This window comes from Pseudomonas sp. MIL9 (assembly GCF_016887925.1).
In the GTDB taxonomy this organism is placed as follows: Bacteria; Pseudomonadota; Gammaproteobacteria; order Pseudomonadales; family Pseudomonadaceae; genus Aquipseudomonas; species Aquipseudomonas mohnii.
The window spans coordinates 19,175-42,393 of record NZ_JAFEHE010000013.1; the positions used below are offsets into that span (position 1 = coordinate 19,175).

At 61.4% G+C, this 23,219-nt stretch carries 20 protein-coding genes; 3 read left to right on the plus strand and 17 right to left on the minus strand.

The features are described 5' to 3' along the window. The first annotated feature begins 198 nt into the window (after positions 1-198). Both JQF37_RS15705 and JQF37_RS15710 read left to right on the plus strand, forming a co-directional pair. The gene (locus JQF37_RS15705; protein WP_130206338.1) at positions 199-1,143 is read left to right on the plus strand and encodes a DnaJ C-terminal domain-containing protein; all 945 of its coding nucleotides are present in this window, start codon (positions 199-201) and stop codon (positions 1,141-1,143) included. A gap of 23 nt (positions 1,144-1,166) precedes the next feature. Further along, on the plus strand, positions 1,167-1,472 hold the full coding sequence (locus tag JQF37_RS15710) for a chaperone modulator CbpM (RefSeq protein ID WP_130206340.1): 306 nt from the start codon (positions 1,167-1,169) through the stop codon (positions 1,470-1,472). A 69-nt stretch (positions 1,473-1,541) separates the two neighbouring features. On the opposite strand, the gene JQF37_RS15715 is transcribed toward JQF37_RS15710, so the two are convergent. After that, a complete protein-coding gene (locus JQF37_RS15715) occupies positions 1,542-2,669 on the minus strand; it encodes a HAMP domain-containing sensor histidine kinase (protein ID WP_130206342.1) in 1,128 nt (375 codons plus the stop codon). Positions 2,670-2,917: 248 nt separating this feature from the next. Between JQF37_RS15715 and JQF37_RS15720 the strand changes: the two genes are divergently transcribed. Further along, positions 2,918-8,167: a DUF6543 domain-containing protein gene (locus JQF37_RS15720; RefSeq protein WP_130206344.1), complete on the plus strand. Its 5,250-nt coding sequence runs from the start codon at positions 2,918-2,920 to the stop codon at positions 8,165-8,167. Positions 8,168-8,232: 65 nt separating this feature from the next. Here the strand turns inward: JQF37_RS15720 and JQF37_RS15725 are convergent, their stop codons facing one another. The 16 genes from JQF37_RS15725 to JQF37_RS15800 form a co-directional block, all read right to left on the minus strand. Continuing rightward, entirely contained in the window at positions 8,233-8,592 is a 360-nt protein-coding gene (locus JQF37_RS15725; protein WP_130206346.1) for a DUF6124 family protein, read from the minus strand. A 565-nt stretch (positions 8,593-9,157) separates the two neighbouring features. Beyond that, the gene (gene ureC, locus JQF37_RS15730) at positions 9,158-10,858 is read right to left on the minus strand and encodes an urease subunit alpha (protein ID WP_130206348.1); all 1,701 of its coding nucleotides are present in this window, start codon (positions 10,856-10,858) and stop codon (positions 9,158-9,160) included. Between the two features lie 139 nt (positions 10,859-10,997). Then, positions 10,998-11,303, minus strand: coding sequence for an urease subunit beta (locus JQF37_RS15735; protein ID WP_090465355.1), 306 nt, complete (start codon positions 11,301-11,303; stop codon positions 10,998-11,000). After that, a complete protein-coding gene (locus JQF37_RS15740) occupies positions 11,303-11,836 on the minus strand; it encodes a GNAT family N-acetyltransferase (protein WP_130206350.1) in 534 nt (177 codons plus the stop codon). The genes JQF37_RS15735 and JQF37_RS15740 overlap by 1 nt, the downstream gene beginning before the upstream one ends. Positions 11,837-11,842: 6 nt before the next feature. After that, entirely contained in the window at positions 11,843-12,376 is a 534-nt protein-coding gene (locus tag JQF37_RS15745) for a GNAT family N-acetyltransferase (protein WP_130206352.1), read from the minus strand. Positions 12,377-12,385: 9 nt separating this feature from the next. Beyond that, positions 12,386-12,688, minus strand: a complete 303-nt coding sequence (gene ureA / locus JQF37_RS15750; RefSeq protein ID WP_007937143.1) for an urease subunit gamma — start codon at positions 12,686-12,688, stop codon at positions 12,386-12,388. A gap of 140 nt (positions 12,689-12,828) precedes the next feature. Beyond that, positions 12,829-13,665, minus strand: a complete 837-nt coding sequence (locus tag JQF37_RS15755) for an urease accessory protein UreD (protein WP_130206354.1) — start codon at positions 13,663-13,665, stop codon at positions 12,829-12,831. Positions 13,666-13,708: 43 nt separating this feature from the next. Further along, a complete protein-coding gene (gene urtE / locus JQF37_RS15760) occupies positions 13,709-14,407 on the minus strand; it encodes an urea ABC transporter ATP-binding subunit UrtE (protein WP_130206356.1) in 699 nt (232 codons plus the stop codon). A 132-nt stretch (positions 14,408-14,539) separates the two neighbouring features. Next, positions 14,540-15,409, minus strand: a complete 870-nt coding sequence (gene urtD, locus JQF37_RS15765; RefSeq protein WP_130206360.1) for an urea ABC transporter ATP-binding protein UrtD — start codon at positions 15,407-15,409, stop codon at positions 14,540-14,542. Then, positions 15,406-16,485: an urea ABC transporter permease subunit UrtC gene (urtC, locus tag JQF37_RS15770; protein ID WP_130206362.1), complete on the minus strand. Its 1,080-nt coding sequence runs from the start codon at positions 16,483-16,485 to the stop codon at positions 15,406-15,408. The genes urtD and urtC overlap by 4 nt, the downstream gene beginning before the upstream one ends. Beyond that, positions 16,485-17,987, minus strand: coding sequence for an urea ABC transporter permease subunit UrtB (urtB, locus tag JQF37_RS15775; protein WP_130206364.1), 1,503 nt, complete (start codon positions 17,985-17,987; stop codon positions 16,485-16,487). The genes urtC and urtB overlap by 1 nt, the downstream gene beginning before the upstream one ends. 158 nt (positions 17,988-18,145) lie before the next feature. After that, positions 18,146-19,411, minus strand: coding sequence for an urea ABC transporter substrate-binding protein (gene urtA, locus JQF37_RS15780; RefSeq protein WP_130206366.1), 1,266 nt, complete (start codon positions 19,409-19,411; stop codon positions 18,146-18,148). A 281-nt stretch (positions 19,412-19,692) separates the two neighbouring features. Further along, complete coding sequence (locus tag JQF37_RS15785; RefSeq protein ID WP_130206368.1) at positions 19,693-20,115, minus strand: hypothetical protein; 423 nt, start codon at positions 20,113-20,115, stop codon at positions 19,693-19,695. A 204-nt stretch (positions 20,116-20,319) separates the two neighbouring features. Beyond that, a complete protein-coding gene (locus JQF37_RS15790; RefSeq protein ID WP_130206370.1) occupies positions 20,320-21,330 on the minus strand; it encodes an iron ABC transporter permease in 1,011 nt (336 codons plus the stop codon). Continuing rightward, positions 21,327-22,286: an ABC transporter substrate-binding protein gene (locus JQF37_RS15795; RefSeq protein ID WP_130206372.1), complete on the minus strand. Its 960-nt coding sequence runs from the start codon at positions 22,284-22,286 to the stop codon at positions 21,327-21,329. Before JQF37_RS15795 ends, JQF37_RS15790 begins: the two co-directional genes overlap by 4 nt. Further along, entirely contained in the window at positions 22,283-23,071 is a 789-nt protein-coding gene (locus JQF37_RS15800) for an ABC transporter ATP-binding protein (RefSeq protein ID WP_130206374.1), read from the minus strand. Before JQF37_RS15800 ends, JQF37_RS15795 begins: the two co-directional genes overlap by 4 nt. Between the last annotated feature and the right edge of the window lie 148 nt (positions 23,072-23,219).

Here is a 23,219-nt window from a genome sequence, read left to right on the forward strand (position 1 = left end):
AAAGACGCGCGATCACCCCCAAACTACCCTGCATCAACCGGACAGCCGCAGGGCAATCGCAAGAAGTCCCGCCGGCTGCCGATAAACTTATGAAGCGCTGCCCGGTCACAAACTTGAGATCGGTCAAACTCTGTGCGGCAAATAAGGCGCATGCTGTGTCAGGTGGCGCGATTTCGATAACGGATGGTGATTCCCACGATGGACTTCAAAGACTATTACAAGATTCTCGGTGTGGAGCCGACCGCAGACGACAAGGCGATCAAGGCTGCCTATCGCAAGCTGGCGCGCAAATACCACCCCGACGTCAGCAAGGAAAAGGACGCCGAGGCCAAGTTCAAGGATGCCTCCGAGGCCTATGAAGCGTTGAAAAGCGCCGACAAACGCGCCGAATACGACGACTTGCGCCGCTATGGCCAGCATGGTCAACCGTTCCAGGGGCCGCCAGGCTGGCAAAGCCGTGGCGGTTTCGGTGGCGGCGGTCAGGACACTGGCGATTTTTCGGACTTCTTCAGTTCGATCTTCGGTAACCGTGGCCCCGGCTTTGGGGGGGCAGAGTCGCGTCGCAGCAGCGGGCGTCGAGGACAGGACGTGGAAATGGAACTGGCGATTTTCCTGGAGGAAACCCTCTCGAACGAATCGAAGAAGGTCACCTTCCAGGTGCCGCAGTACAACGCCGCCGGCCAGCACGTCAGCAATACCACTAAAAGTCTGAACGTGAAGATCCCCGCCGGCGTGACCGACGGCGAGCGCATTCGCCTCAAGGGCCAGGGCGCGCCGGGTGTCGGTGGCGGCGCCAATGGCGACCTGTACCTGACCATCCGTTTCGCGCCGCACCCGAAATTCGATGTCGAAGGCGAAAACCTGATCATCACGCTGCCGTTGGCCCCGTGGGAATTGGCCCTGGGCACCGAAGTGGCCGTGCCGACCCTGACCGGCAAGATCAACCTCAAGGTGCCGGCCGGCAGCCAGAACGGCCAGCGCATGCGCGCCAAGGGCCATGGCCTGCAGAGCAAGGCCGGCGAGCGTGGTTACCTGTTCGTGCAACTGAAGGCCGTCATGCCGAAAAAATCGGACGATGAGATCAAGGCCCTGTGGCAGGAACTGGCGAAAAAAGCCGCGTTCGACCCGAGAGAAAATTTCTGATCCAAGACCCGGAGTAGCCCGTAATGAGCAGCCCTCTGATCGTTCAACTGGACCTGGCCGAATTCTGTGAGGCGACCGACCTGTCGGACGTCTACGTGATCGAAATCGTCGAACACGGCATCCTCGAACCCCAAGGGGGCACGCCGAAGGATTGGCGCTTCACCGATTACGAACTGACTCTGGCCAAGCGCGCCGCCAAGCTGCGGCGCGATCTGGAACTGGAATGGGAAGGCGTCGCCCTGGCGCTGGACCTGCTCGAAGAGGTGCAGCAACTGCGGGCGGAGAACCGGATGTTGCGGCAGCGGTTGGGGCGGTTGGTGGTGGAGTAATCGGAACACCGAATCTGTGGCGGGGGCGCTTGGTCCCTCGCCACAAAAAGTCCACCGGTCACAACGGCTTTAAAGCTTTCTGGGCAATACCACCGTAAATCGCGTGCCGTCCTCTTCATTCGAGCTGACTTCAATCGTCCCCTGGTGAGCGTTAACCACCTCCTTGACGATAAACAACCCCAATCCCAGGCTGGTTGAAGGCTGACCCAGTTGTTCGTCGGCGCTGCGCACCAGCGGGTCGAAGATGGTGGCGATGGCGTCTTCGGAAATAGGCGATCCGTGATTGTGCACCGTTAGACAAACGGCGTCCGGCTCGCCCTTGAGGGTCACCGTCACGTCGCGTTTGTTCGAGCCATGCTGCAAGGCGTTGCCGATCAGATTCTGCAACAACTGAGCGATGCGCCCCGGATCCCAGTTACCACGAACGTCGCCCAGTACTTCCAGGGTCGGATCAGACTCCGGATTGCCCGCACAGGCCTCGGCAATCACCGCATGCGCCGCTTCGGCCATGTCCATGGGGGCGGGTTCGATCGGCAGGCTCCGGCCCAGGCGGCTGCGCACCAGTTCCAGCAAATCGCTGACCATCACCGTCATATGGCGCGTGCCACGCTGGATGTGGGTCACGCAGGCCAGGGCATCGCCCTCGAGTGCGGTTTTGCGCAACAGCAATTCAGTGGACATGCTCACCGCTTGCAGCGGCGCGCGCAGGTCGTGGCCGAGGATCGCCAGAAAGAGGTCCCGTGAACGATTGACCTGCTCGGCATAAGCGGCGGTGGACTCGGCCAGGGCTTCGTCGATGGCTTCGTTGAAACGGATCATGTCCTGGAAGTAGGCCATGTCGGGGGACACGAGGCTGGCGACCCACAGGCGGATCACACAGGCGCGCAAATGGCGAAATTCGCTGGTCATCTGCACCAGGTCGAAACCGACGTTGTGACGCAACTCGCCGTGGCTGGCGCCGGCCTGGTCCAGGCTCGGGGTTTTTTCCGGGCCTTCGCCCTTGGCCTTGGCCGCTTGTTCACCGGGCGTTTGAGGCTTGGTCATGTCCCGCGCGGCGGCCAGCAGGATCGCCTTTGCATGATCGCGTAACGCGGCACTGTCCATGAGCTCGGCGGCAGGGGTGATGGTTTCGGCGAACAGCTCCCATTCATCGACGATGCGATCGACATGTAACACGATGAATTCGGATAGACGCATGGCAGGTACCTGAGCATGAAACATGGAAGATCGACTCGAATAGTAGCCCCTTTGGCGAGAAATACACGACCGCTCATTCAGTGGCATGGCCGGCCACTTTTGTGGCGGTACATACCTATTGAAGGCTCCTTGATTTTCGAAGCGTGCAGGCCATTTCAGCGCCTTGGCCCAACAGTTATTTGGTCTTTTTTTTCGAGGGAGGATCAATAAGCTGTTGATTCCTATCCTGTCATCAAGGTGATTGAACAGTGTCTGATTTGCATGGAAGCAACTCGCGGGCAACGCCCGCCGAAAACAAGGGTGTGCATTACGGTCGTGTACTCGACGTGATACCTGGCGCGATCAAACAGGCGTCGATGTCGAGATTGAAAAGCCTTGAAACACTGAGGCCGGAGCCCCCCCAGTGGTACAGCGCTGCACGGGAAACAGACCGCCAATACCTCAAGCAATTGATCGAAGAGCAGGGGTGCCTGCAAGGCGTACTGGACAAGACCCTGGGCGATTTGCAGCACGACATCCAGGCCTTCGCCGAACCTCTGCTCAGTGCGTCGATGCAGGCGAACTTCAATGGCGTGAAGAACATCGACGCCTTGAACGTGCAACTTGAAGTTGCCGACAAAATTGCCTTTGTCATCGACACCGGGGCCACTCGCGTTCGGCAGTCCACGCTACTGGAAGCGGCGCTGCACAATTTCGAGGAATCAGAAACCGCTGAAGACGCCTGGCGCACCAGCTCCGGCCTCTATCGCAAGGACGAGCGCGGCGTACTTGCGCTTGAGTCCGCGATTTCCTTGCCCCGGTTTGCATCGATGTGCCGCAACCTCGACATCGGCGGACAGTACCAGCGACATATCAAATCCATCCTGCTGCCGGCGACCGCCGAGGCCCGGCGCGCCTTGCAGGACGCATCGGTGGCCAGTGAAAAAGCCACTTTTCAGGTGGCGTCACTGGTCGCCCGCTTGAAGGGCGATATCAGCGACCATGCCTATGGCAAGCTCATGCAAATACGCCAGAGCGAGGCCAATACCACGCTGTACGACCGGCCATTGCACTGCCACCGATTGTCGCTGATGGGCTTTCGGTTGACCGGCATCGTGCTGTTCAGTGCCGTCAGCGATCCGTCGAAGGTCAAGCAGGCGATTGATGCCTTGACCCCCGAATGGGTGAAATTCTGGAGCGAGTGGTCGCAGCGCATCCCGGTATTGCCCGGCGCGGAGTACGAGCGGTTCAAACTGCTGCAGGCGTTTTTCGCCAACGGCCCCCAGGGCCTCAACGATGAGCTTTTGCGCCGCGACGACATCTACCATCAGAGCCGTTTGTCCGGCCCTGTGATCGCCTATGTGCCGGATGATCCGGAACATCCGCTCAAGGAATACCCGTCGCTGACCGCATTCATGAAAACCTTGCTCGGGCAGCTGCGCGACACGCAATACCAGGCGTTTTTCAGCCGGTTCGTGGCGCAAAAGGACAAGGGAGTGTTTTTCAGCCGGGTCAACGAACGCCTCAAGACGGTGACCTGGCAGCAACGCGAACCGCTGGACATGGGGCCGTGGTGGCGTGAAACGGCGGTCGAGAATCCCGATGCAGAACCCATTACCAATCAGATCACCGGCGATCTGTGGGCGACACTGTTCATTGAGCGCCGCGACAAGGCCATCGCCGATGCCCGACGCATCGCGGTGCCGACCGACGACGAAGACGCCAACGCCCGCTTCAAGCGCCTGACCAGTTACCTGGACATCGGCTGGAACCTGTTCAATTTCGCCGCCATGCTGGTGCCCGGCCTGGGCGAGGCGATGCTGGGCATCATGATTGCGCAGATGCTCGCCGAGGTGGCCGAAGGTATCGAAGACTGGAGCAAAGGCGACAAGGAAGAGGCCTCGGCCTACTTCAATGGCGTACTGATCAACTTTGCGCAGTTGGCGCTGATGGGCGCCGGTCATGCATTGCCAACCGGCCAGCTGACGCCGATCAAGGTCTCGCCCTTCGTCGAAGGGCTCAAGCCTGTGGAGGTCGCTGGCAAGCCGCGTTTATGGAACCCGGACCTGACGCCGTATGAGCAATCGGTGACCCTGCCCAAGGAGGGTGTCGTCGGTGAAAAAGGCTTGTACCGGCATCAGGAGCAAGACCTGCTGCGCCTCGACGACAAATACTACGAAGTCAAACAGGACCCCAGTACCGGCCAGCATCGCCTGCAACACCCCACCCGTGCCGACGCCTATCAGCCCTTGCTGGCGCACAACGATGCCGGCCTGTGGAAGACCGAACTCGATCAACCGCTGGAGTGGGATCGGCGCCAATTACTGCAACGCTTGGGCGCCCCGGTGGATGGGCTCACGGATGAAACCCTGGAGCAGGTTCTGACCGTCAGTGGCGTTCACGAAAATGCATTGCGCCGGCTGCACGTGGAACACGAAACCCTGCCCGCGCTGCTGACCGATACCTTCAAGCGCTTCAAGGCCTACGCCGATGCCGAAGCCTGTGCAGACCTGATACTGGACGGTCGGATCGGCCAGGAGTGGGCTGATTATGTCGTGCGCTTCATGACCGAACTGCCGGGCTGGCCCGAGGGCAAAGCCATCGAAGTGTTCGAGGGGCCGGGCCTGTCGGGGGCGGCGATCAAGGAGGGCTATGCCGAGGCGTTGCCGGCCGACACCTTGCAGATAACCTGGCAGGATTTGCTGGCCGGTGCGCTGCCGAAACGCGTGGTCGGGTTCCTGGATGAACAGGCCCTTCGCGAAATGCTGGGGCAGTGGTATGCGGGGGATTCAAAGGCGCGCGTCAAGGCCTTGCGCGATCGCCTGGCCGATCAGGCGCGGAGCAGTAAAAGGCGTTTGTTCGACAAACTGTACGAGCGCCGCGAGCGTACGGACGATTCCCGTGTGAGCTTGCTCAAGGGGCACGAGTCGTCGTTGTCGACCAGCGTGGCGCAAGCGCTGGTGGATCACGCACACCCCTCGGACCTGCAACATCTGGCCGAGAAAAAACGCGTGCCCTTGAGGCTTTCCCAGCAGGCCGGGGAAGCGGCGCACCAGCTGCGAGTGGCACGAGCCTATGAAGGCCTGTACCTCGGCGAACTGCACACCACGGACACTGAGCGTCTGGAGCTGCACTCTCTGGCAGCCCTGCCTGGCTGGCCTGCGGACCTGCGTCTGGAAATTCGCGACTATTCATTTTCGGGCTCGCTGCACGACAGCCTTGGCCCGCAGGACGCGCCGATCCGCAAGGTGCTGATCCGGGGCGATGATGGCCGCTATGAAGCTCGGGACGCGCTCGATCAACACCTGCACGGTGCGGACACGCTCTATGCCGCCGTACTGCACGCATTACCCGACCCACAGCGCATCGACCTGGGTTTTGAAATCCATGATGCCGCCGGGCTTGAGCAAGCGATAAAGACAACACCACGGGATCGATCGTTGTTCGAGCCTGTGCTGCGGGAAAACCCCGTGCTCAAACCGTCCTACGACCCCAGCGTCATGCGCTTGCGCGGCGGCATGCCAGGTTATGCGCAGGTCCCGCGAGGCATGGGACTGCGGCGGCGGGCTCGCTCGCTGTATCCGGGCTTTAGCACTGAAGAAGTCGAAACAATGCTCAGCAAGTTCAATCAGAACGGTGGTTCGGCCCATGAACGACTGACCGCGTTGGAGGCCGAGTTCAATCAGTTGAATCGCACGATGCAAAACTGGATGAACTTACCGACCCGGTCTTTTCGTTTCACGCCGTCAGGGATTGCCGAGTGGCGCGCGCGCGACCGCCTCTACAAAGCCATAAGGCAGTGCTGGCAGCGAACCGGGTCCGAGGGCGTGCAAGTGGCGGGTGCCGTGCATACGCAATGGCTGAATCTGGACGACCTGCCTTTGCTTCCTCGGCTCCTCGAGACGCTACCGAAACTGGAGGCCAACTTCGATCATGTCACCAGCCTGAGTCTGCGCAGCGGCGAATTGCGCAACGAGCACATGACCTTTCTCGCCTCGTTTCGCCAGGTGCGTTATCTCAACCTGCAAGACAACCTGCTGACCGCCCTTCCCGAGGCGATCGGTGAGATGAGTCATCTGAGTGACCTGTCCCTCAATGACAATCGCATAGAGCTGGATGCATCGGCAGTGGATCGCCTGAAAAATCGGGTTCATCTGCGCTCGCTGGGCTTGCGTGGCAACCCCTTGAAGCTCGTGCCGAACATCAGCCGGATGCCGCAGTTGCAGGTGATTTTGCTCGACGAAACGGGCCTGGACACTTGGCCTGTCGGGCTGTTTTCCCAGTCGCGGCCGCGCAGTATTTACCTCGATCTGCGACGCAACCCGATCACCCTCATTCCTGAGGTCGCACCGGGGTCGTTTCGTGCCGAGTTGTTGGCGCGCACGGTGATCAGCCGTGAGCCGCGCTGGATTTCGCCAGAGAACCTCGACACCCTCAGGTCCTATATTGAATCGGTCGGCATGGACCCGGACCGGCCGTACCCGCCACGCGGCACGCTGGACAGCGCCGACTGGGCGGCAGGCATGACCGAGCGGCAGTGGCAGCAGAAGCAGGAAATCTGGAACGAGGTCGAGGATGAGTTCGACTCGGTGCCGTTCTTCAATGAAATCCGCAAACTCACCCAATCGGCCGACTTCACGGCGGGCGACGCCTATAAGACGGACCTGACCGCCAAGGTCTGGCGCATGCTCGAGGCCATGGCCAAAGACAGCGAACTGCGGATCAAACTGTTCAACGAGGCCGCAACGCCCACCGCCTGTGTAGATGGCGGCACGCAACTGTTCAACGCCATGGGCCTGCAGGTGCTGATTCATGAGGCCCACGCCCTCGCCAGCGCGGACCTGATCGAGACTCGGCTGCTGGAGCTGGCCCAGGGCAAATCCAGGCTCGATGAACTGGGCGCCATCGCCCGTCAACGGGTCGCGTCACGATTGGCGGCAGGGGAGCGGTTCCGGCGACTCGACGGGCAGGGCAATGTCATCGGCACCATTGATGAAGTGGAGGTTCACCTGGCGTACATGACCGATCTGGCTGAGCGCCTGAACCTGCCATGGCAGGCCCGGGGCATGCAGTTTCGCAAGATCGCCGGGGTGACCAAGGAGATGATCGACGCGGCGTTCCGGCGAATCGTGGCGCTGGAGGAGGGCGATTTGCTCACGGATCGAATCCTTGAACAGCCCTTGTGGAAAACCTGGCTGGAGTCTTCCAACGCTAAAGAACTGGACAGTTTGAAGCGACAGATCGACGCGACCACGGAGTTGCAGGATGCGTTGCAGCGTCGGTCCGAGACGGTGGAACCGGCCGCCAGGGCGGATATGGACGTGGAGATCAAGGCGCTTTGCCGCGAGTTGAACCGCGACGAAAACGCCTTCAGCGAAGGGCAGGTCATGAGTGATGAGGACTACACCCAGGCATTGACCGACATCGACGGGCAGATCCGGCAAACGCTGAAATCGATCACTCGACAAGCGATCAAGCGTGCCCGGTTACCGCGGCTTGAGCTTCCATCCGCTCAATAACCGCGAACCCGACAACAATCAGTAACCTGTGGCGAGCGAGCGTGCTCGCCACAGGTTTTTTGTATTCACGCGCGATTGTCCAGGACCCGGTTCACCGCCAGCTCACTGAGCATGATCACCTGCTGAAGCGCCAGCATGGCGTTGCGGTTCGCACCGTCCAGCATCCCGGCAAACTCGCTCGCCATCACGCTCGCCGACGCCAATGACTCACAGGCATGGGCCAACAGGGTTTCGTTGTCGACATCAGGTGCAACGACAAAAATGGTCCGGGCCGTACGCGTGGCGGCCGTCACCGGGACGTTGGGTTTGAGGTAATAGTCCAGTGCGCGGTCGACGGCGGGGTGGAGCTTTCTTGACGGCGTGCAGAGGTGCGCATCGGTGCTTTGAGGTTCTGATCCAGCGGGTGTGTCGGTGACGTTGGGCATGGTGAGTCTCCGTGGTAGGTCTGGAGGTGCCACGCTACCCCCCTGACTTCCGACGGCCAACCCTAAAAAAGCGTCAGACGCGTCCTCGATTTTTCAAGGTTTTTCATCGTTTCTAAACGTTTCCTTTTCGCCGGTTAAACGGTGCTCGATGGGTTTGTTTAAGCGCTGTCAGCATGACTTCATTCAGGCTACAAAAGCTTGTGCCGTTGCCTACAGTTGCGCCAGAAACCGCCGGCTTGTGCGCCTTGGTGCGGGTCTCTATTGTTTTGCGGCCACTGCCCATCAGTGGTCGGGTTTAGCAGCCCGTTGATGTCAAGACGCACACGTCTCTGTCAGTCAGGTATCCCATCCCTGCACTTGATGGCGGCTGTGCGCAGGGCGCTTCGGCGCGCCGATTTCTTGGCTCATCGGTCTGCTAACCTGCGCGCAGCTGCGTCCCTATCGTTTAGCAGCGAACGGGTTGCGGCCTCACTCTTGCGAGGACCAGCTGACCCGTACGGCAGAAAAAGCAAACCCGATGGCGGTCGCCCTCCATCGGGTTTTTCTTTGGACGAGCGGCTCGCACTCAGAACAGGAAATACCGCTGCGCCATCGGCAACACATCCGCCGGTTCACACCACAACAACACGCCGTCGGCCTTGACCTGATAGGTCTGCGGGTCGACGTCGATGTTCGGCAGGTAGTCGTTGTGGATCAGGTCGGTTTTCTGCACTTCGCGACAGCCTTTGACCACGGCGATTTTCTTCTTCAGGCCCAGGGCTTCGGGCAGGCCGGCCTCCTGTGCGGCCTGGCTGATGAAGGTCATGCTGGTGGCGTGCAACGAGCCGCCGTAGCTTGCGAACATCGGGCGGTAGTGCACCGGTTGCGGCGTCGGAATCGAAGCGTTGGCATCACCCATCAGGCTGGCGGCGATGGCGCCACCCTTGAGGATCAGCGTCGGTTTGACCCCGAAGAACGCCGGGCGCCAGAGCACCAGGTCGGCCCATTTGCCGACTTCCACCGAGCCCACTTCATGGCTGATGCCGTGGGTGATCGCCGGGTTGATGGTGTACTTGGCGATGTAGCGTTTGGCGCGGAAGTTATCGTTGCCTTCACCGTCGCCGGGCAGCGGGCCGCGCTGCTTTTTCATCTTGTCGGCGGTTTGCCAGGTGCGGGTAATGACTTCGCCAACCCGGCCCATGGCCTGGCTGTCGGAGCTGATCATCGAGAACGCGCCGAGGTCGTGGAGGATGTCTTCGGCGGCAATCGTCTCGCGGCGGATTCGGCTTTCAGCGAAGGCCACGTCTTCGGCAATGCTCGGGTCCAGGTGATGGCAGACCATCAGCATGTCGAGGTGTTCGTCGATGGTGTTGCGGGTGAACGGCCGGGTCGGGTTGGTGGAACTCGGCAGCACGTTGGCGAAACCGCAGGCCTTGATGATGTCCGGGGCATGACCACCGCCCGCGCCTTCGGTGTGGTAGGTGTGGATGGTGCGGCCCTTGAAGGCGGCGAGGGTGGTTTCGACGAAGCCGGATTCGTTGAGGGTGTCGGTGTGGATCGCCACCTGCACATCGTACTGGTCGGCGACGTTCAGGCAGTTGTCGATGCTCGCGGGCGTGGTGCCCCAGTCCTCGTGGAGTTTGAGGCCGATGGCACCCGCCATGACCTGTTCGATCAACGGCCCCGGCAGGCTGGCGTTGCCTTTGCCGGTCAGGCCGATGTTCATCGGGAAGGCATCGGCGGCTTGAAGCATCCGCGCCAGATGCCATGGGCCGGATGTGCAAGTGGTGGCATTGGTGCCGGTGGCCGGGCCGGTGCCGCCGCCGATCATGGTGGTGACGCCGCTCATCAGCGCTTCTTCGATCTGCTGCGGGCAGATGAAGTGGATGTGGGTGTCGATGCCGCCGGCGGTGAGGATCATGCCTTCGCCGGCGATGACTTCGGTGCCGGCGCCAATGGCGATGGTGACATCGGGCTGGACATCCGGGTTGCCGGCCTTGCCGATCGCGGCGATGCGCCCGTCCTTGAGGCCGACGTCAGCCTTGACGATGCCCCAGTGGTCGATGATCAGCGCGTTGGTGATCAGGGTGTCGACCACGTCGGCGGCGGGCAACTGGCTCTGGCCCTGGCCATCGCGGATCACTTTGCCGCCGCCGAACTTCACTTCTTCGCCGTAGGTGGTGAAGTCTTTTTCCACTTCGATCCACAGGTCGGTGTCGGCCAGGCGCACCTTGTCGCCGACGGTGGGGCCGAACATGTCGGCGTAGGCCTGACGGGAGATTTTCATTCGTTTGCCTTGAGATTCAATTGAATTTGAAATCGTTCGCTGCGCTCACTTTCGCGAGCAGGCTCGCTCCCACAGTTGATCGCATTCCCCTGTGGGAGCGAGCCTGCTCGCGAAGGGACCGGAACAGACACTGCCTTGATCAGAGATTCCCCATGATCCGCCCGGCAAACCCGAACACCCGCCGATGCCCGGCCAGGTCGACCAGTTCGACCTCACGGCTCTGCCCCGGCTCGAAGCGCACGGCGGTGCCGGCGGGAATATTCAGGCGCATGCCACGGCTGGCGGCGCGGTCGAACGTCAGGGCGTCGTTGGTTTCAAAGAAGTGGTAATGCGAGCCGACCTGGATCGGCCGGTCGCCGCTGTTGGCCACCGTCAAGCTCAGGGTGCGACGGCCAGCGTTGAGTTCGATGTCGCCGGGCTGGATCTGGTATTCACCGGGAATCATCAATGGGCTCCTTGCAGAATCTTGTAGTAGAGGGCGGTCGGCTTGTAGCGCCCGCTCGGGTCGCAGGCGTAGTCGGGGATTTCGCCGGCGCGGGTGTAACCCAGGGCCTTGTAGAAATCTTCCGCCGCAGAGCCTGCTTCGGTATCGAGGTAGAGCATGCCGCGCTTGTGCTGCAGGGCCGCCTGTTCCAGTGCGCTCATCAACTGTTGGCCCAGCCCACGGCGGCGTGCGTGTTCGCGCACCAGCAGTTTTTGCACTTCGGCACGGTTCAGGCCGTTGGCTTTCTGGCACAGGGTCAGTTGTACGCTGGCCTGCACTTGTTCGTCCTTGACCACCACCCACAGCAGCACATGGCCCTTGTTCAGGTTTTCCTGGACTTCATCGAAATACGCGCGGGCCTGGGTCGCGTCGAGGTCGGCCATGAAACCGACGCTGGCGCCATAACCCACGGCGTCCAGAAGCAGATCAATCAAGCCCTGACGATAGTGCGCAAAACTCTCAACATTGACGCGTCGCAGTTGGGCGGGGTTCATGGGGTATCACTCCTTGTTGGCGCTCGGTGGTTGCGCGCCAGGATTGAGGGTCAGTTGCATAAAGGTCAGGTCCAGCCAGCGCCCGAACTTGGTGCCCACCTGAGGCATTTGCCCGGTGGTCACGAAGCCGATGCGCTCATGCAGGCGAATGGACGCGGTGTTGCCGCTTTCGATGGCGGCGACCATCACGTGTTTGCCGCCACTCTTTGCGCGTTCGATCAGTACCTCCATCAACCGAGGACCGAGGCCATTGCCGCGCTGGTCGCTGCGTACGTAAACCGAGTGTTCGACGGTGTGACGGAAGCCATCAAAAGGCCGCCAGTCGCCGAATGAAGCGTAGCCCAGCACCTGGTTTTCGGCGTCGACGATCACCAGGATCGGGTACGCCTGGGATTGCCGGGCGCTGAACCAGGCCTGGCGATTGCCCAGGTCCACCGCCTGTTCGTTCCAGATGGCCGTGGTGTTGAGCACGGCGTCGTTGTAGATATCGCGGATGGCTGGCAGGTCGGCATGTACCGCATCGCGGATGTGGTAAGTCATGGCGTGGCCTCAGGCAATCGGTTGATGGACGGTGACCAGTTTGGTGCCGTCGGGGAAAGTGGCTTCGACCTGAATCTCCGGGATCATTTCCGGGATGCCTTCCATCACTTGTTCGCGGCTGAGCAGGGTGGTGCCGTAGTGCATCAACTCGGCCACGGTCTGGCCATCGCGGGCACCTTCGAGCAGCGCCGCGGAGATGTAGGCCATGGCCTCCGGGTAATTGAGTTTTACGCCGCGCGCCAAACGCCGCTCGGCCACCAGGCCTGCGGTGAAGATCAGCAGCTTGTCTTTTTCGCGTGGGGTCAGGTCCATTGGTGCAATCCATCAGGGCAGATTAAAAAAGGTATTCGGGTACATAAACACAACCCCTGTGGGAGCTGGCTTGCCAGCGATGGGGACCTCAAGGCCGCCAAAAGCATCGCTGGCAAGCCAGCTCCCACAGGGATCGGTGTTCAGGTGTTCCAGATTCGCGGTGGCATGGCTTCGCGGCCAAGCAGTGCCGGGCGCAGCAACCTCCACACATCAATCAGCCAGCCGCGCGCCAACAGTGCTTCGCTGGCCAGGCACCGGGCGACCATTAGCCCCGGCAATTGCGTCAGATCCCCGCGCACGGCATGGGGCAGCGAGCGACAACGCTCCAGCAAATCGCTATCGATTTCCCCGGTCACCAACAGGGTGGCGAACACCGGTTGCCCGTCCAGGCCAATCGGTGAGTCGAGCAAACCGTCAGCCCCGACAATGCGCTGGCGTTCGTGCCAGAGCAACTGGCCGTCGCGGCGAATATCCAGTTGCGCCTGAAAGTGTCCGAGGTCGAAACGCTCGCCGCTGGCCGGGCGACCCAGGGCGACGACGTCCCAGTAGAACAGCCGCGCATCGCCTTCAAGGTCGATGGCGGTGCTGAGTTCAGCCTGCGCCGCGCTGAAGATGATCGTTTCCTGTGGCAACCACTCCAGTGTCGCACCGGCCGCCACCTGCAATTTCAATTGCTGATAAGCGGGGCCGGCGGCGCGATACCACTTGGCCGCGCCGGGGCTGGTGATCTGTGCCCAGGCATCGCGGCCGACGCTGGCCGAGATGTTCAGGCGATCACCGCCGGCGATTCCGCCCGGCGGGTGGACGATGATGTGCTGGCAGACCTGCGGCCCTTCGGCGTACAGGTGCTTCTGCACCCGCAACGGGCCCAGGTGGCGGCGCTGAACCGGACGTGTGCTGTCACCGAAACGGGCGTAAGCCAGTTCGAGTTCGGCATGCCAACTGGGCGTGAACAACGGCGAGGCGGGTAGATTCATGATGTCTAATTATCGTTAGGCTGCTACGGATCAGATCGCAACTTTAGATGGTAACCAGGCCGCGCACACCCTCGGCTTCCATATTTTCACCGCGACCCTGTTGCACGATCTCGCCCCGCGACATCACCAGGTATTGATCGGCCAGTTCGGCGGCGAAGTCGTAGAACTGTTCCACCAGCAAAATCGCCATGTCACCACGGGCCGCGAGCTTCTTGATCACTGCACCGATCTCCTTGATCACCGACGGCTGGATGCCTTCGGTGGGCTCGTCGAGAATCAACAGGCGTGGACGGCTGGCCAGGGCGCGGCCGATGGCGAGCTGCTGTTGCTGGCCGCCGGACAGGTCGCCGCCGCGTCGGTGCTTCATTTGCAGCAGCACCGGGAACAACTCGTAGATGAACGCCGGCACTTCCTTGGCTTCGGAGCCGGGAAAGCGCGACAGGCCCATCAGCAGGTTTTCTTCCACGGTCAGGCGCCCGAAAATTTCCCGGCCCTGGGGCACGTAGGCGATGCCGGCATGCACCCGCTGATGCGGCTTGAACGTGGTGATCGGCTTGCCTTCCCAGTTCACCGCGCCCTCTTTGGCCGGCAGCAGGCCCATCAGGCATTTGAGCAGCGTGGTCTTGCCTACGCCGTTACGCCCGAGCAGGCAGGTGACTTCGCCGACCTTCACGTCAAACGTCAGGCCGCGCAGGATGTGGCTTCCGCCGTAGTACTGGTGCAGTTTTTCAACGTGCAACATTCTCAAATACCCCTTAAATCCCTTGTGGGAGCGAGCCTGCTCGCGATCGCGGTGGGTCAGGCGGCAAGTTTTTTTTCAGATAGACCGCCATCGCGAGCAGGCTCGCTCCCACAATTAAATAGTGTTCAGCCCTCATCGACCGAGATACACCTCGATCACCCGCTCATCGGCCTGCACCTGCTCCAGTGACCCTTCGGCCAGCACGCTGCCCTGGTGCAACACGGTGACGTGGTCGGCGATCGAGCCGACGAAGCCCATGTCGTGTTCCACCACCATCAGCGAATGCTTGCCGGCCAGGCGCTTGAACAGCTCGGCGGTGAATTCGGTTTCGGCGTCGGTCATGCCGGCCACCGGTTCGTCGAGCAACAGCAGTTGCGGGTCCTGCATCAGCAACATGCCGATTTCCAGGAACTGCTTCTGGCCGTGGGACAGCAACCCGGCGGGGCGATTGACCGAAGGGGTCAGGCGGATGGTGTCGAGCACTTCGGCGATGCGATCCTTCTGCTCGCCGCTGAGCCGTGCCCGCAGGCTGGCCCATACCGACTTGTCGGTTTTCTGCGCCAGTTCCAGGTTCTCGAACACGCTCAGCGCCTCGAATACGGTGGGCTTCTGGAACTTGCGACCAATGCCGGCCTGGGCGATCTGCACTTCACTCATCTGCGTCAGGTCCAGGGTTTCGCCGAACCAGGCATTGCCGTGGCTGGGGCGGGTCTTGCCGGTGATCACGTCCATCAGCGTGGTCTTGCCCGCGCCGTTGGGGCCGATGATGCAGCGCAACTCGCCGACGCCGATGTACAGGTTCAGGTTGTTCAGTGCGCGGAAGCCATCGAAGCTGACGCTGATGTCTTCCAGGGTCAGGATGGTGCCGTGCCGTGTGTTGAGGCCTTTGCCGGCGCGCTGGCCGAGGCCGATCGTGTCGCGGCTGGTGCCGGCGTCCTTGTTGGGCTCCACGGGGAAAAACGCCGGTTCGAGCATGAATTCAGCCGTCGCAGTGACTCTCATTGTTCACCTCTTTTCTTCAGCAAACCGATCACGCCCTTGGGCAGGTACAGGGTCACAACGATGAACAGCGCGCCGAGGAAGAACAGCCAGTACTCCGGGAACGCCACGGTGAACCAGCTCTTCATGCCGTTGACCACGCCCGCGCCGAGCAGCGGGCCGATCAGCGTGCCGCGACCGCCCAGCGCCACCCAGACTGCCGCTTCGATGGAGTTGGTCGGCGACATTTCACTGGGGTTGATGATGCCCACTTGCGGCACGTACAGCGCACCCGCGAGGCCACACAACACCGCGCTGAGCACCCACACGAACAGCTTGAAGCCCCGTGGGTCGTAGCCGCAGAACATCAAGCGGTTTTCCGCATCGCGCAACGCGGTCAGCACCCGGCCGAACTTGCTTTGCGCCAGGCGCCAGCCGATGTACAGGCTCGCCACCAGCAACAGCACGGTGGCGAAAAACAGCACGGCGCGGGTGCCCGGTTCGGTGATGCCGAAGCCGAGGATCGTGCGGAAGTTGGTGAAGCCATTGTTGCCGCCAAACCCGGTTTCGTTGCGGAAGAACAACAGCATGCCGGCGAAGGTCAGGGCCTGGGTCATGATCGAGAAGTACACGCCCTTGATCCGCGAGCGGAAGGCGAAGAAACCGAACACCAGCGCCAGTAGCCCCGGGGCCAGGACGACCAGGCACAGGGTCCAGAGAAAGCTGCTGGTGCCGGTCCAGAACCAGGGCAGTTCGGTCCATGACAGGAAGGTCATGAACGCCGGCAGGCCATCGCCCGAAGCCTGGCGCATCAGGTACATGCCCATCGCATAACCGCCCAGGGCGAAGAACAAACCGTGACCGAGGGACAGCAACCCGGCATAGCCCCAGACCAGATCCAGCGCCAGGGCGACGATGGCGTAGCAAAGAATCTTCCCCACCAGGGTCAGGGTGTAGGCCGAGACGTGAAAGGCACTGTCCGCCGATAACAGCGACAGCAACGGCAATGCCAGCAGCAGGATCAGGATGACTGCACCCACGGCAATCGTGACTTTGGGGCCGGCTTTTTGTGTGGCGGTAACGAGCAGGGGCTGGTTCATCAGTCGATCACCCGTCCTTTCAGTGCGAAGAGGCCTTGCGGACGTTTCTGGATGAACAGAATGATCAGCGCGAGGATGAGGATCTTGCCGAGCACGGCACCGATTTGCGGTTCGAGAATCTTGTTGGCAATGCCTAAGCCAAACGCCGCCAGCACGCTACCGGCCAATTGCCCGACGCCGCCGAGCACCACCACCAGGAACGAATCGATGATGTAGCTCTGGCCGAGGTCCGGGCCGACGTTGCCGATCTGGCTCAGGGCCACACCACCGAGGCCGGCGATGCCCGAGCCGAGGCCGAAGGCGAGCATGTCCACGCGTCCGGTGGGCACGCCGCAGCAGGCGGCCATGTTGCGGTTTTGGGTGACGGCGCGCACGTTCAGGCCCAGACGGGTCTTGTTCAGCAGCAGCCAGGTCAGCACCACCACAAACAGCGCGAAGGCGATGATGACGATGCGGTTGTACGGCAGCACCAGATTGGGCAGCACTTGAATCCCGCCCGACAGCCAGGCCGGGTTGGCCACTTCGACGTTCTGCGCGCCGAACACCAATCGAACAAGTTGAATCAGCATCAGGCTGATGCCCCAGGTGGCGAGCAGGGTTTCCAGCGGGCGGCCATAGAGGTGACGAATCACCGTGCGCTCCAGGGCCATGCCGATGGCCGCGGTGACGAAAAATGCCACCGGCAAGGCGATCAGCGGATAGAACTCGATGGCCTGCGGGGCAAAGCGCTGGAACATCAACTGCACCACGTAGGTCGAGTAGGCGCCGAGCATCAGCATCTCGCCGTGGGCCATGTTGATCACGCCGAGCAGGCCGAAGGTGATCGCCAGGCCAAGCGCCGCCAACAACAGGATCGAGCCCAGTGACATGCCGCTGAAGGCCTGTCCAAGTAATTCGCCGACCAGCAGTTTGCGTTTGACTTGAGCCAGGCTGGTTTCGGCGGCGGTGCGCACGCCGGCATCGGTTTCGACGCCCGGTTCCAGCAGACTTTCGAGGCGGGTGCGGGCCAGCGGATCGCCGGTTTCGCCCAGCAGTCGCACTGCGGCGAGGCGCACGGCCGGGGCGGTGTCGACCAATTGCAGATTGGCCAGTGCCAGGCTGAGGGCGGCGTGAACGGTTTCGTCCTTTTCGCCAGCCAGTTGCTGGTCGAGGAATTTCAGTTGCGCGGGTTTGGCACTTTTCTGCAATTGCTGCGCGGCGCCGAGACGGATTTTGGCGTCGGCGGCGAGCAGTTGGTGGCTGGCCAGCGCGGTGTCGATCAGCCCCCGCAGGCGGTTGTTCAGGCGCAGGGTTTTCGGCTGGCCGTCGATGCTCAACTCACCTTGTTGCAGGGCGTTGATCAGTTCGATGCGGGCCGGATCGGGCTGCGCGGCCCAGGCTTCCAGCAGTTTGGCCTGCTGCACGGGATTGGCGGCGACGAAGTCTTCGGCGTTGCCGGCGTAGGTGGCCATTGGCAGCAAGAGTGCGATGGCCAGAACAAGTCGGTAAAGGGCAGTGGGCATAAAGAGTCGCCTTGACGCGGACATTGTGGGAGCGAGCCTGCTCGCGATAGCAATGGGTCAGTCACAGAGATCTTGAATGTGCTGCCGTCATCGCGAGCAGGCTCGCTCCCACAGGGATTTGTGTCGGGCCCGAATGCCCGGGCCCGACCTCCAGTGGCTTAGTTGCTCTTCACCGCATAGTCCGGCTTCTTGTCGTTGCCCGGAATGAACGGGCTCCACGGTTGGGCGCGGATCGGGCCTTCGGTCTGCCAGACCACGTTGAACTGACCATCGGCCTGGATCTCGCCGATCATGACCGGCTTGTGCAGGTGGTGGTTGGTCTTGTCCATGGTCAGGGTGTAGCCGGACGGCGCAGCGAACGTCTGGCCGGCGAGGGCTTCGCGGACTTTGTCGACGTCGGTGGACTTGGCTTTTTCAGCGGCCTGGGCCCACATGTGGATGCCGACGTAAGTGGCTTCCATCGGGTCGTTGGTCACCGCTTTGTCGGCGCCCGGCAGGTTGTGTTTCTTGGCGTAGGCCTTCCAGTCAGCGACGAACTTCTTGTTCACCGGGTTCTCCACCGATTCGAAGTAGTTCCACGCCGCGAGGTTGCCCACCAACGGTTTGGTGTCGATGCCGCGCAGTTCTTCTTCGCCCACCGAGAACGCCACGACCGGTACGTCGGTGGCTTTCAGGCCCTGGTTGGCCAGTTCTTTATAGAACGGCACGTTGGAGTCGCCGTTGACGGTCGAGATAACGGCTGTCTTGCCGCCGGCGGAGAATTTCTTGATGTTGGCGACGATGGTCTGGTAATCGCTGTGACCGAACGGGGTGTAGACCTCTTCGATGTCCTTGTCCGCCACGCCTTTGGAGTGCAGGAACGAGCGCAGGATTTTGTTGGTGGTGCGTGGGTAGACGTAGTCGGTGCCGAGCAGGAAGTAACGCTTGGCGCTGCCGCCTTCTTCGCTCATCAGGTATTCCACTGCGGGGATCGCTTGCTGGTTCGGCGCGGCGCCGGTGTAGAACACGTTCGGCGACATCTCTTCGCCTTCGTACTGCACCGGGTAGAACAGCAGGCCGTTGAGTTCTTCGAACACCGGCAATACCGATTTGCGCGACACCGACGTCCAGCAACCGAACACCACGGCGACCTTGTCCTGGGTCAGCAACTGGCGGCCTTTTTCGGCGAACAGCGGCCAGTTCGATGCCGGGTCGACCACCACCGGCTCCAGCATCTTGCCGTTCACGCCGCCCTTGGCGTTGATTTCGTCAATGGTCATCAGCGCCATGTCTTTGAGCGATGTTTCGGAGATCGCCATGGTCCCGGACAACGAATGCAAAATACCCACCTTGATGGTCTCGGCGGCCTGGACGGTCCAGGTCATGCCCATCGCGGCAATCGATGCCGAGAGTGTGAAAGCCTTGATCAAGCTACGACGCTTCATTGTGCGATCTCCATGAACTTATGAATTTTTCTGGTTGGCAGATGCGGACTACTGAAGGGTCTTTAGCAAGGGCTGTGCCCGGTCGGGAAAAGGCAGGGAAATGTCGGTTTGGCGCGGTTGCGCGAGTGGCTGGCGCACCATGAAGGATCGTGTCCGGCACCTTGGTGCGCAGGGGTGCGCCAGATTGGGGCGGATGCAGTGTTCATCTGTGGGAGCGAGTCTGCCCGCGCCCACATTGATCGGTGTTCAAGCGATGACTTGGCGGAACGTTAATGTCGAAGTCAGTGTTTGACGCACGTTTCCATGCCGTGACCGCCGCCTTGATACTGCGGAGCGTAATAGTACTTGGTGAAGGACACTTTCCCTTCAGGGGTTGAAACCACTTTGGCAATACCCACGCCATAATCTTTCGGCGCTGGATCGGTGTAGGCGAAATAGATGGCCAGCGAGTTCAGATGGGCTGCGGCAAAACCGTTATATCGAGCGTTGTCCGCCAGGGTCAGGGTGAAGTTGTAGGCGCCATACTCCCCGGTACTTTGTTCGGGATTGAGTTTCAAATCGACGACGCCTTCATAGTCGCCGATATGACTGTCCTTGCCGGTGCACACGTAGTGGCCGCTGTAGTCGGTGCCGGTGAAGGGCGGTTGAGCGGCCCAGGCTGGTGCTGAAATGAACGCAATCGACACGATGATTTTTTTCAACATGGGATTCTCTTTTCGCTCTTGTAGGATCTTGTTGTTTAAGTTGTAGGAATAAACTCTGTACAAAGTGCGAGGTTTATTGGTTGCTCAGCTCGCGACCCAGCGGATTATGAGTTTTGTTTTGCTGTTGTTCAGGTTCAACTTAAAACAAGATCTTTCAAAGTAACGTCAGCGCGTAAAGTGTTGCTCCGTTAATAGAGCGCTGTATTAGCGACGACGCATCAAACCGATGAAGAACAGGCCACCAATTGCCGCGGTGGCGACGCCGATGGGCAGGTCCTCCGGCGCGATCATCGTCCGGGCGGCAACATCGACCCACACCAGAAATACGCTGCCGAGCAACACGCACACCGGCAGCAACCGCCGATGCTCGGCCCCCACCAGTCGCCGCGCAATGTGCGGCACCATCAGCCCGACAAAGCCGATGGAGCCGCTGATGGACACCAGCACCCCGGTCATCAGCGAGGCAATCACAAACACCCGCAGCCGGACTGTTCGTGCATTCAGCCCCAGCGTCACGGCCGTTTGTTCACCGGCCATCAGCGCGTTTAACGGCCGGGCCATGCCGAGCAGCAACAGCAACCCCAGCAGAACGCTGGCAGCCGGCACCGCGAGCAATTCCCAGCGCGCCAGGCCGAGCCCGCCGAGCATCCAGAACATCACCGCCGAACTGGCGCGGTGATCACCCATAAACAGCAGCAGATTGGCCATCGCCATCATCACGAACGACACCGCGACGCCACACAGCAGCAGGCGATCGCTGTCCAGCCGACCGTTGCGGTTGGCGATCATCAGCACCAGCAGCATGCTCGACAAGGCGCCGACAAACGCCGCGATGGGCAACGTCAGCAGGCCGACGATTTCACCCACATGCAACACCACGATCACCGCACCCAGGGTGGCGCCCGAGGTCACGCCGAGCAGATGCGGGTCGGCCAGCGGATTGCGCGTCACCGCCTGGAGCGTTGCGCCGATCAACGCCAACCCGGCACCGACCAGTGCACCGAGCAACATCCGTGGCACGCGGATCAGCCAGACGATGTGTTCCTGCCCGGGGCTCCAGTCGGGTAAGCCGAGACCGAGGAGTTTGTGCAGCAGAATCCGCCAGACGACGTCCAGCGGCACCCGCGCCGGGCCGAAGCCCAGTGACACCACAGCCGACGTCAGCAACAGCGTGCCGAGCGCGATCAGCAACCAGGGGTAGCGACGGTTGATCATTCGCCGTGAAAACCCTTGGCCAGGGTGGCGACCGCGAGCACGTTATCGATCCCCGGCGTGGCCTGCACGTAGGGAATGACGATGAAGCGCTTATGCTTGATTGCGTCTACCGATTGCAGCGCTTGGTTGTTCAGCAAGAATTGAATCTTCTGATCAGCGGTGATTTCGCTGTAGTCGACGATCACGATCACCTGTGGATTGCGTTCAACCACGGTTTCCCAGTTGACCCTCGTCCAGCTTGCCTCGACATTGTCCAGCACATTTCGCCCGCCAGCGGCGTCGATCAGGGCTTGCGGCATACCGAGGCGGCCCGAGGTCATGGCCCGGTCTTCACCGCTGTCGTACAGGAACACGCGCGGTTTTTCGGCGGGCAGACCCTTGCGGATCTCGGCGACTCGCGCCTGCATGGCGTCGATCAAGGCATTGGCGCGATCCTGCACATCGAAGATTCTGCCGAGGTTGCGCAGGTCGTTGTAGGTGTCCTCCAGCGTGGCCGGCGGGCGCTTCATCACGAAGGCGCAGGACTCGGTCAGCTCATAGACATTGATGCCCAAAGGCTGCAGGGTTTGCGGCGTGAGGTCGCCACCCACGCGCATGCCGTAATCCCAGCCGGCGAAGAAGAAATCGACGTTGGCATTGAGCAGGGTTTCCACCGACGGGTACTTCGCCGCCAGTTCCGGCAAGCCATCAAGAAGGGGCTGCATGTCAGGCGTCACCGCCTTCCACCCGGACACACCGCTGTACCCGGCCATCTGTGGCTTGAGGCCGAGGGCGAGCATCATCTGGGTCATGTTGATGTCATGGCTGACCGCGTGTTTTGGCGCCTGCTGGAAGGTCACCTCGCGGTTGCAGCTCTGAATGGTCAGCGGGTAATGCGTGGCCTCGGCCAAGGCGTGGGCGCTGCCCAGCAGTAAAACGAGGGTGAAACTGCGGCGCAGCAGGGAGCGCAAAATCATGGTCGGGTTATCCAGGTCATTCGTGGGTAGCCGTGCAAGGGGTGTTCATCGATCAGCGCTTCGACGCCGAAGACGTTACGCAACAGCGCGGCGTTGAGGACTTCTTTGGGCGTGCCGCTGGCAACGATGCGGCCGTGGTCGATCACGTACAGCCGATCGCAAAATGCGGCGGCCAGATTGAGGTCGTGGATGCTGGCCAGCGTGCCGATCTTCAGGCGCTTGACCAACCTCAACAGCTCAAGCTGATAGCGCGGGTCGAGGTGGTTGGTCGGCTCGTCGAGGATCAGCAATTGCGGCTGCTGGGCCAGGGCTCGGGCGAGGATCACACGTTGTTTTTCACCGCCGGAGAGGGTGGAGAAGGCATGGTCCTCGAAGCCCTTGAGGCCGACTGACTCCAGGGCCTGGGTCGCGAGATTCCGGTCTTCGAGGGAGTCGCCATCGAACAGGCCTTTGTGGGGCGTACGGCCCATGGCGACCACTTCGTTCACGGTCAGGCCGAACGCCTCGGGGAATTCCTGCAGGACCACGGCGATGCGTTGCGCGCACCAGCGTGAGGATTGCTTCCAGACGTTGTGATGCTCGAGCCGGACTTCGCCGCCCTGCGGTTTGCTGAAGCGCCAGGCGCAACGCAACAGGCTGGTCTTGCCGCTGCCATTGGGGCCGATCAAGCCGACGAACTCACCGGCAGCCACGTGCAGCGAGGCATCACGCAGCTGGAATTGGTGATGACAGTGGCCGTGGCCCAGGGGCGACCAGGTGATGTTGTTGAGGTGAAGCGAGGTCATGCCGCTACTCTTGAGGCGAAGCTTATGGCCTCTTCGCTGGCAAGCCAGCTCCCACAGGTGTTGTGCAAATTCTGTGGGAGCTGGCTTGCCAGCGAAGGGGCCCGAAAGAAAACCCGGAACTGCCAGGGTGATGCGCGGGGCAGTCTAC

Bases quoted from the DNA above. Each gene is read 5' to 3' on its own strand.
- JQF37_RS15705 (WP_130206338.1), top strand. From the start codon at position 199: ATGGACTTCAAAGACTATTACAAGATTCTCGGTGTGGAGCCGACCGCA.
- JQF37_RS15710 (WP_130206340.1), top strand. From the start codon at position 1,167: ATGAGCAGCCCTCTGATCGTTCAACTGGACCTGGCCGAATTCTGTGAG.
- JQF37_RS15715 (WP_130206342.1), bottom strand. From the start codon at position 2,669: ATGCGTCTATCCGAATTCATCGTGTTACATGTCGATCGCATCGTCGAT.
- JQF37_RS15725 (WP_130206346.1), bottom strand. From the start codon at position 8,592: ATGCCCAACGTCACCGACACACCCGCTGGATCAGAACCTCAAAGCACC.
- ureC (WP_130206348.1), bottom strand. From the start codon at position 10,858: ATGAAAATCTCCCGTCAGGCCTACGCCGACATGTTCGGCCCCACCGTC.
- JQF37_RS15735 (WP_090465355.1), bottom strand. From the start codon at position 11,303: ATGATTCCCGGTGAATACCAGATCCAGCCCGGCGACATCGAACTCAAC.
- JQF37_RS15740 (WP_130206350.1), bottom strand. From the start codon at position 11,836: ATGAACCCCGCCCAACTGCGACGCGTCAATGTTGAGAGTTTTGCGCAC.
- JQF37_RS15745 (WP_130206352.1), bottom strand. From the start codon at position 12,376: ATGACTTACCACATCCGCGATGCGGTACATGCCGACCTGCCAGCCATC.
- ureA (WP_007937143.1), bottom strand. From the start codon at position 12,688: ATGGACCTGACCCCACGCGAAAAAGACAAGCTGCTGATCTTCACCGCA.
- JQF37_RS15755 (WP_130206354.1), bottom strand. From the start codon at position 13,665: ATGAATCTACCCGCCTCGCCGTTGTTCACGCCCAGTTGGCATGCCGAA.
- urtE (WP_130206356.1), bottom strand. From the start codon at position 14,407: ATGTTGCACGTTGAAAAACTGCACCAGTACTACGGCGGAAGCCACATC.
- urtD (WP_130206360.1), bottom strand. From the start codon at position 15,409: ATGAGAGTCACTGCGACGGCTGAATTCATGCTCGAACCGGCGTTTTTC.
- urtC (WP_130206362.1), bottom strand. From the start codon at position 16,485: ATGAACCAGCCCCTGCTCGTTACCGCCACACAAAAAGCCGGCCCCAAA.
- urtB (WP_130206364.1), bottom strand. From the start codon at position 17,987: ATGCCCACTGCCCTTTACCGACTTGTTCTGGCCATCGCACTCTTGCTG.
- urtA (WP_130206366.1), bottom strand. From the start codon at position 19,411: ATGAAGCGTCGTAGCTTGATCAAGGCTTTCACACTCTCGGCATCGATT.
- JQF37_RS15785 (WP_130206368.1), bottom strand. From the start codon at position 20,115: ATGTTGAAAAAAATCATCGTGTCGATTGCGTTCATTTCAGCACCAGCC.
- JQF37_RS15790 (WP_130206370.1), bottom strand. From the start codon at position 21,330: ATGATCAACCGTCGCTACCCCTGGTTGCTGATCGCGCTCGGCACGCTG.
- JQF37_RS15795 (WP_130206372.1), bottom strand. From the start codon at position 22,286: ATGATTTTGCGCTCCCTGCTGCGCCGCAGTTTCACCCTCGTTTTACTG.
- JQF37_RS15800 (WP_130206374.1), bottom strand. From the start codon at position 23,071: ATGACCTCGCTTCACCTCAACAACATCACCTGGTCGCCCCTGGGCCAC.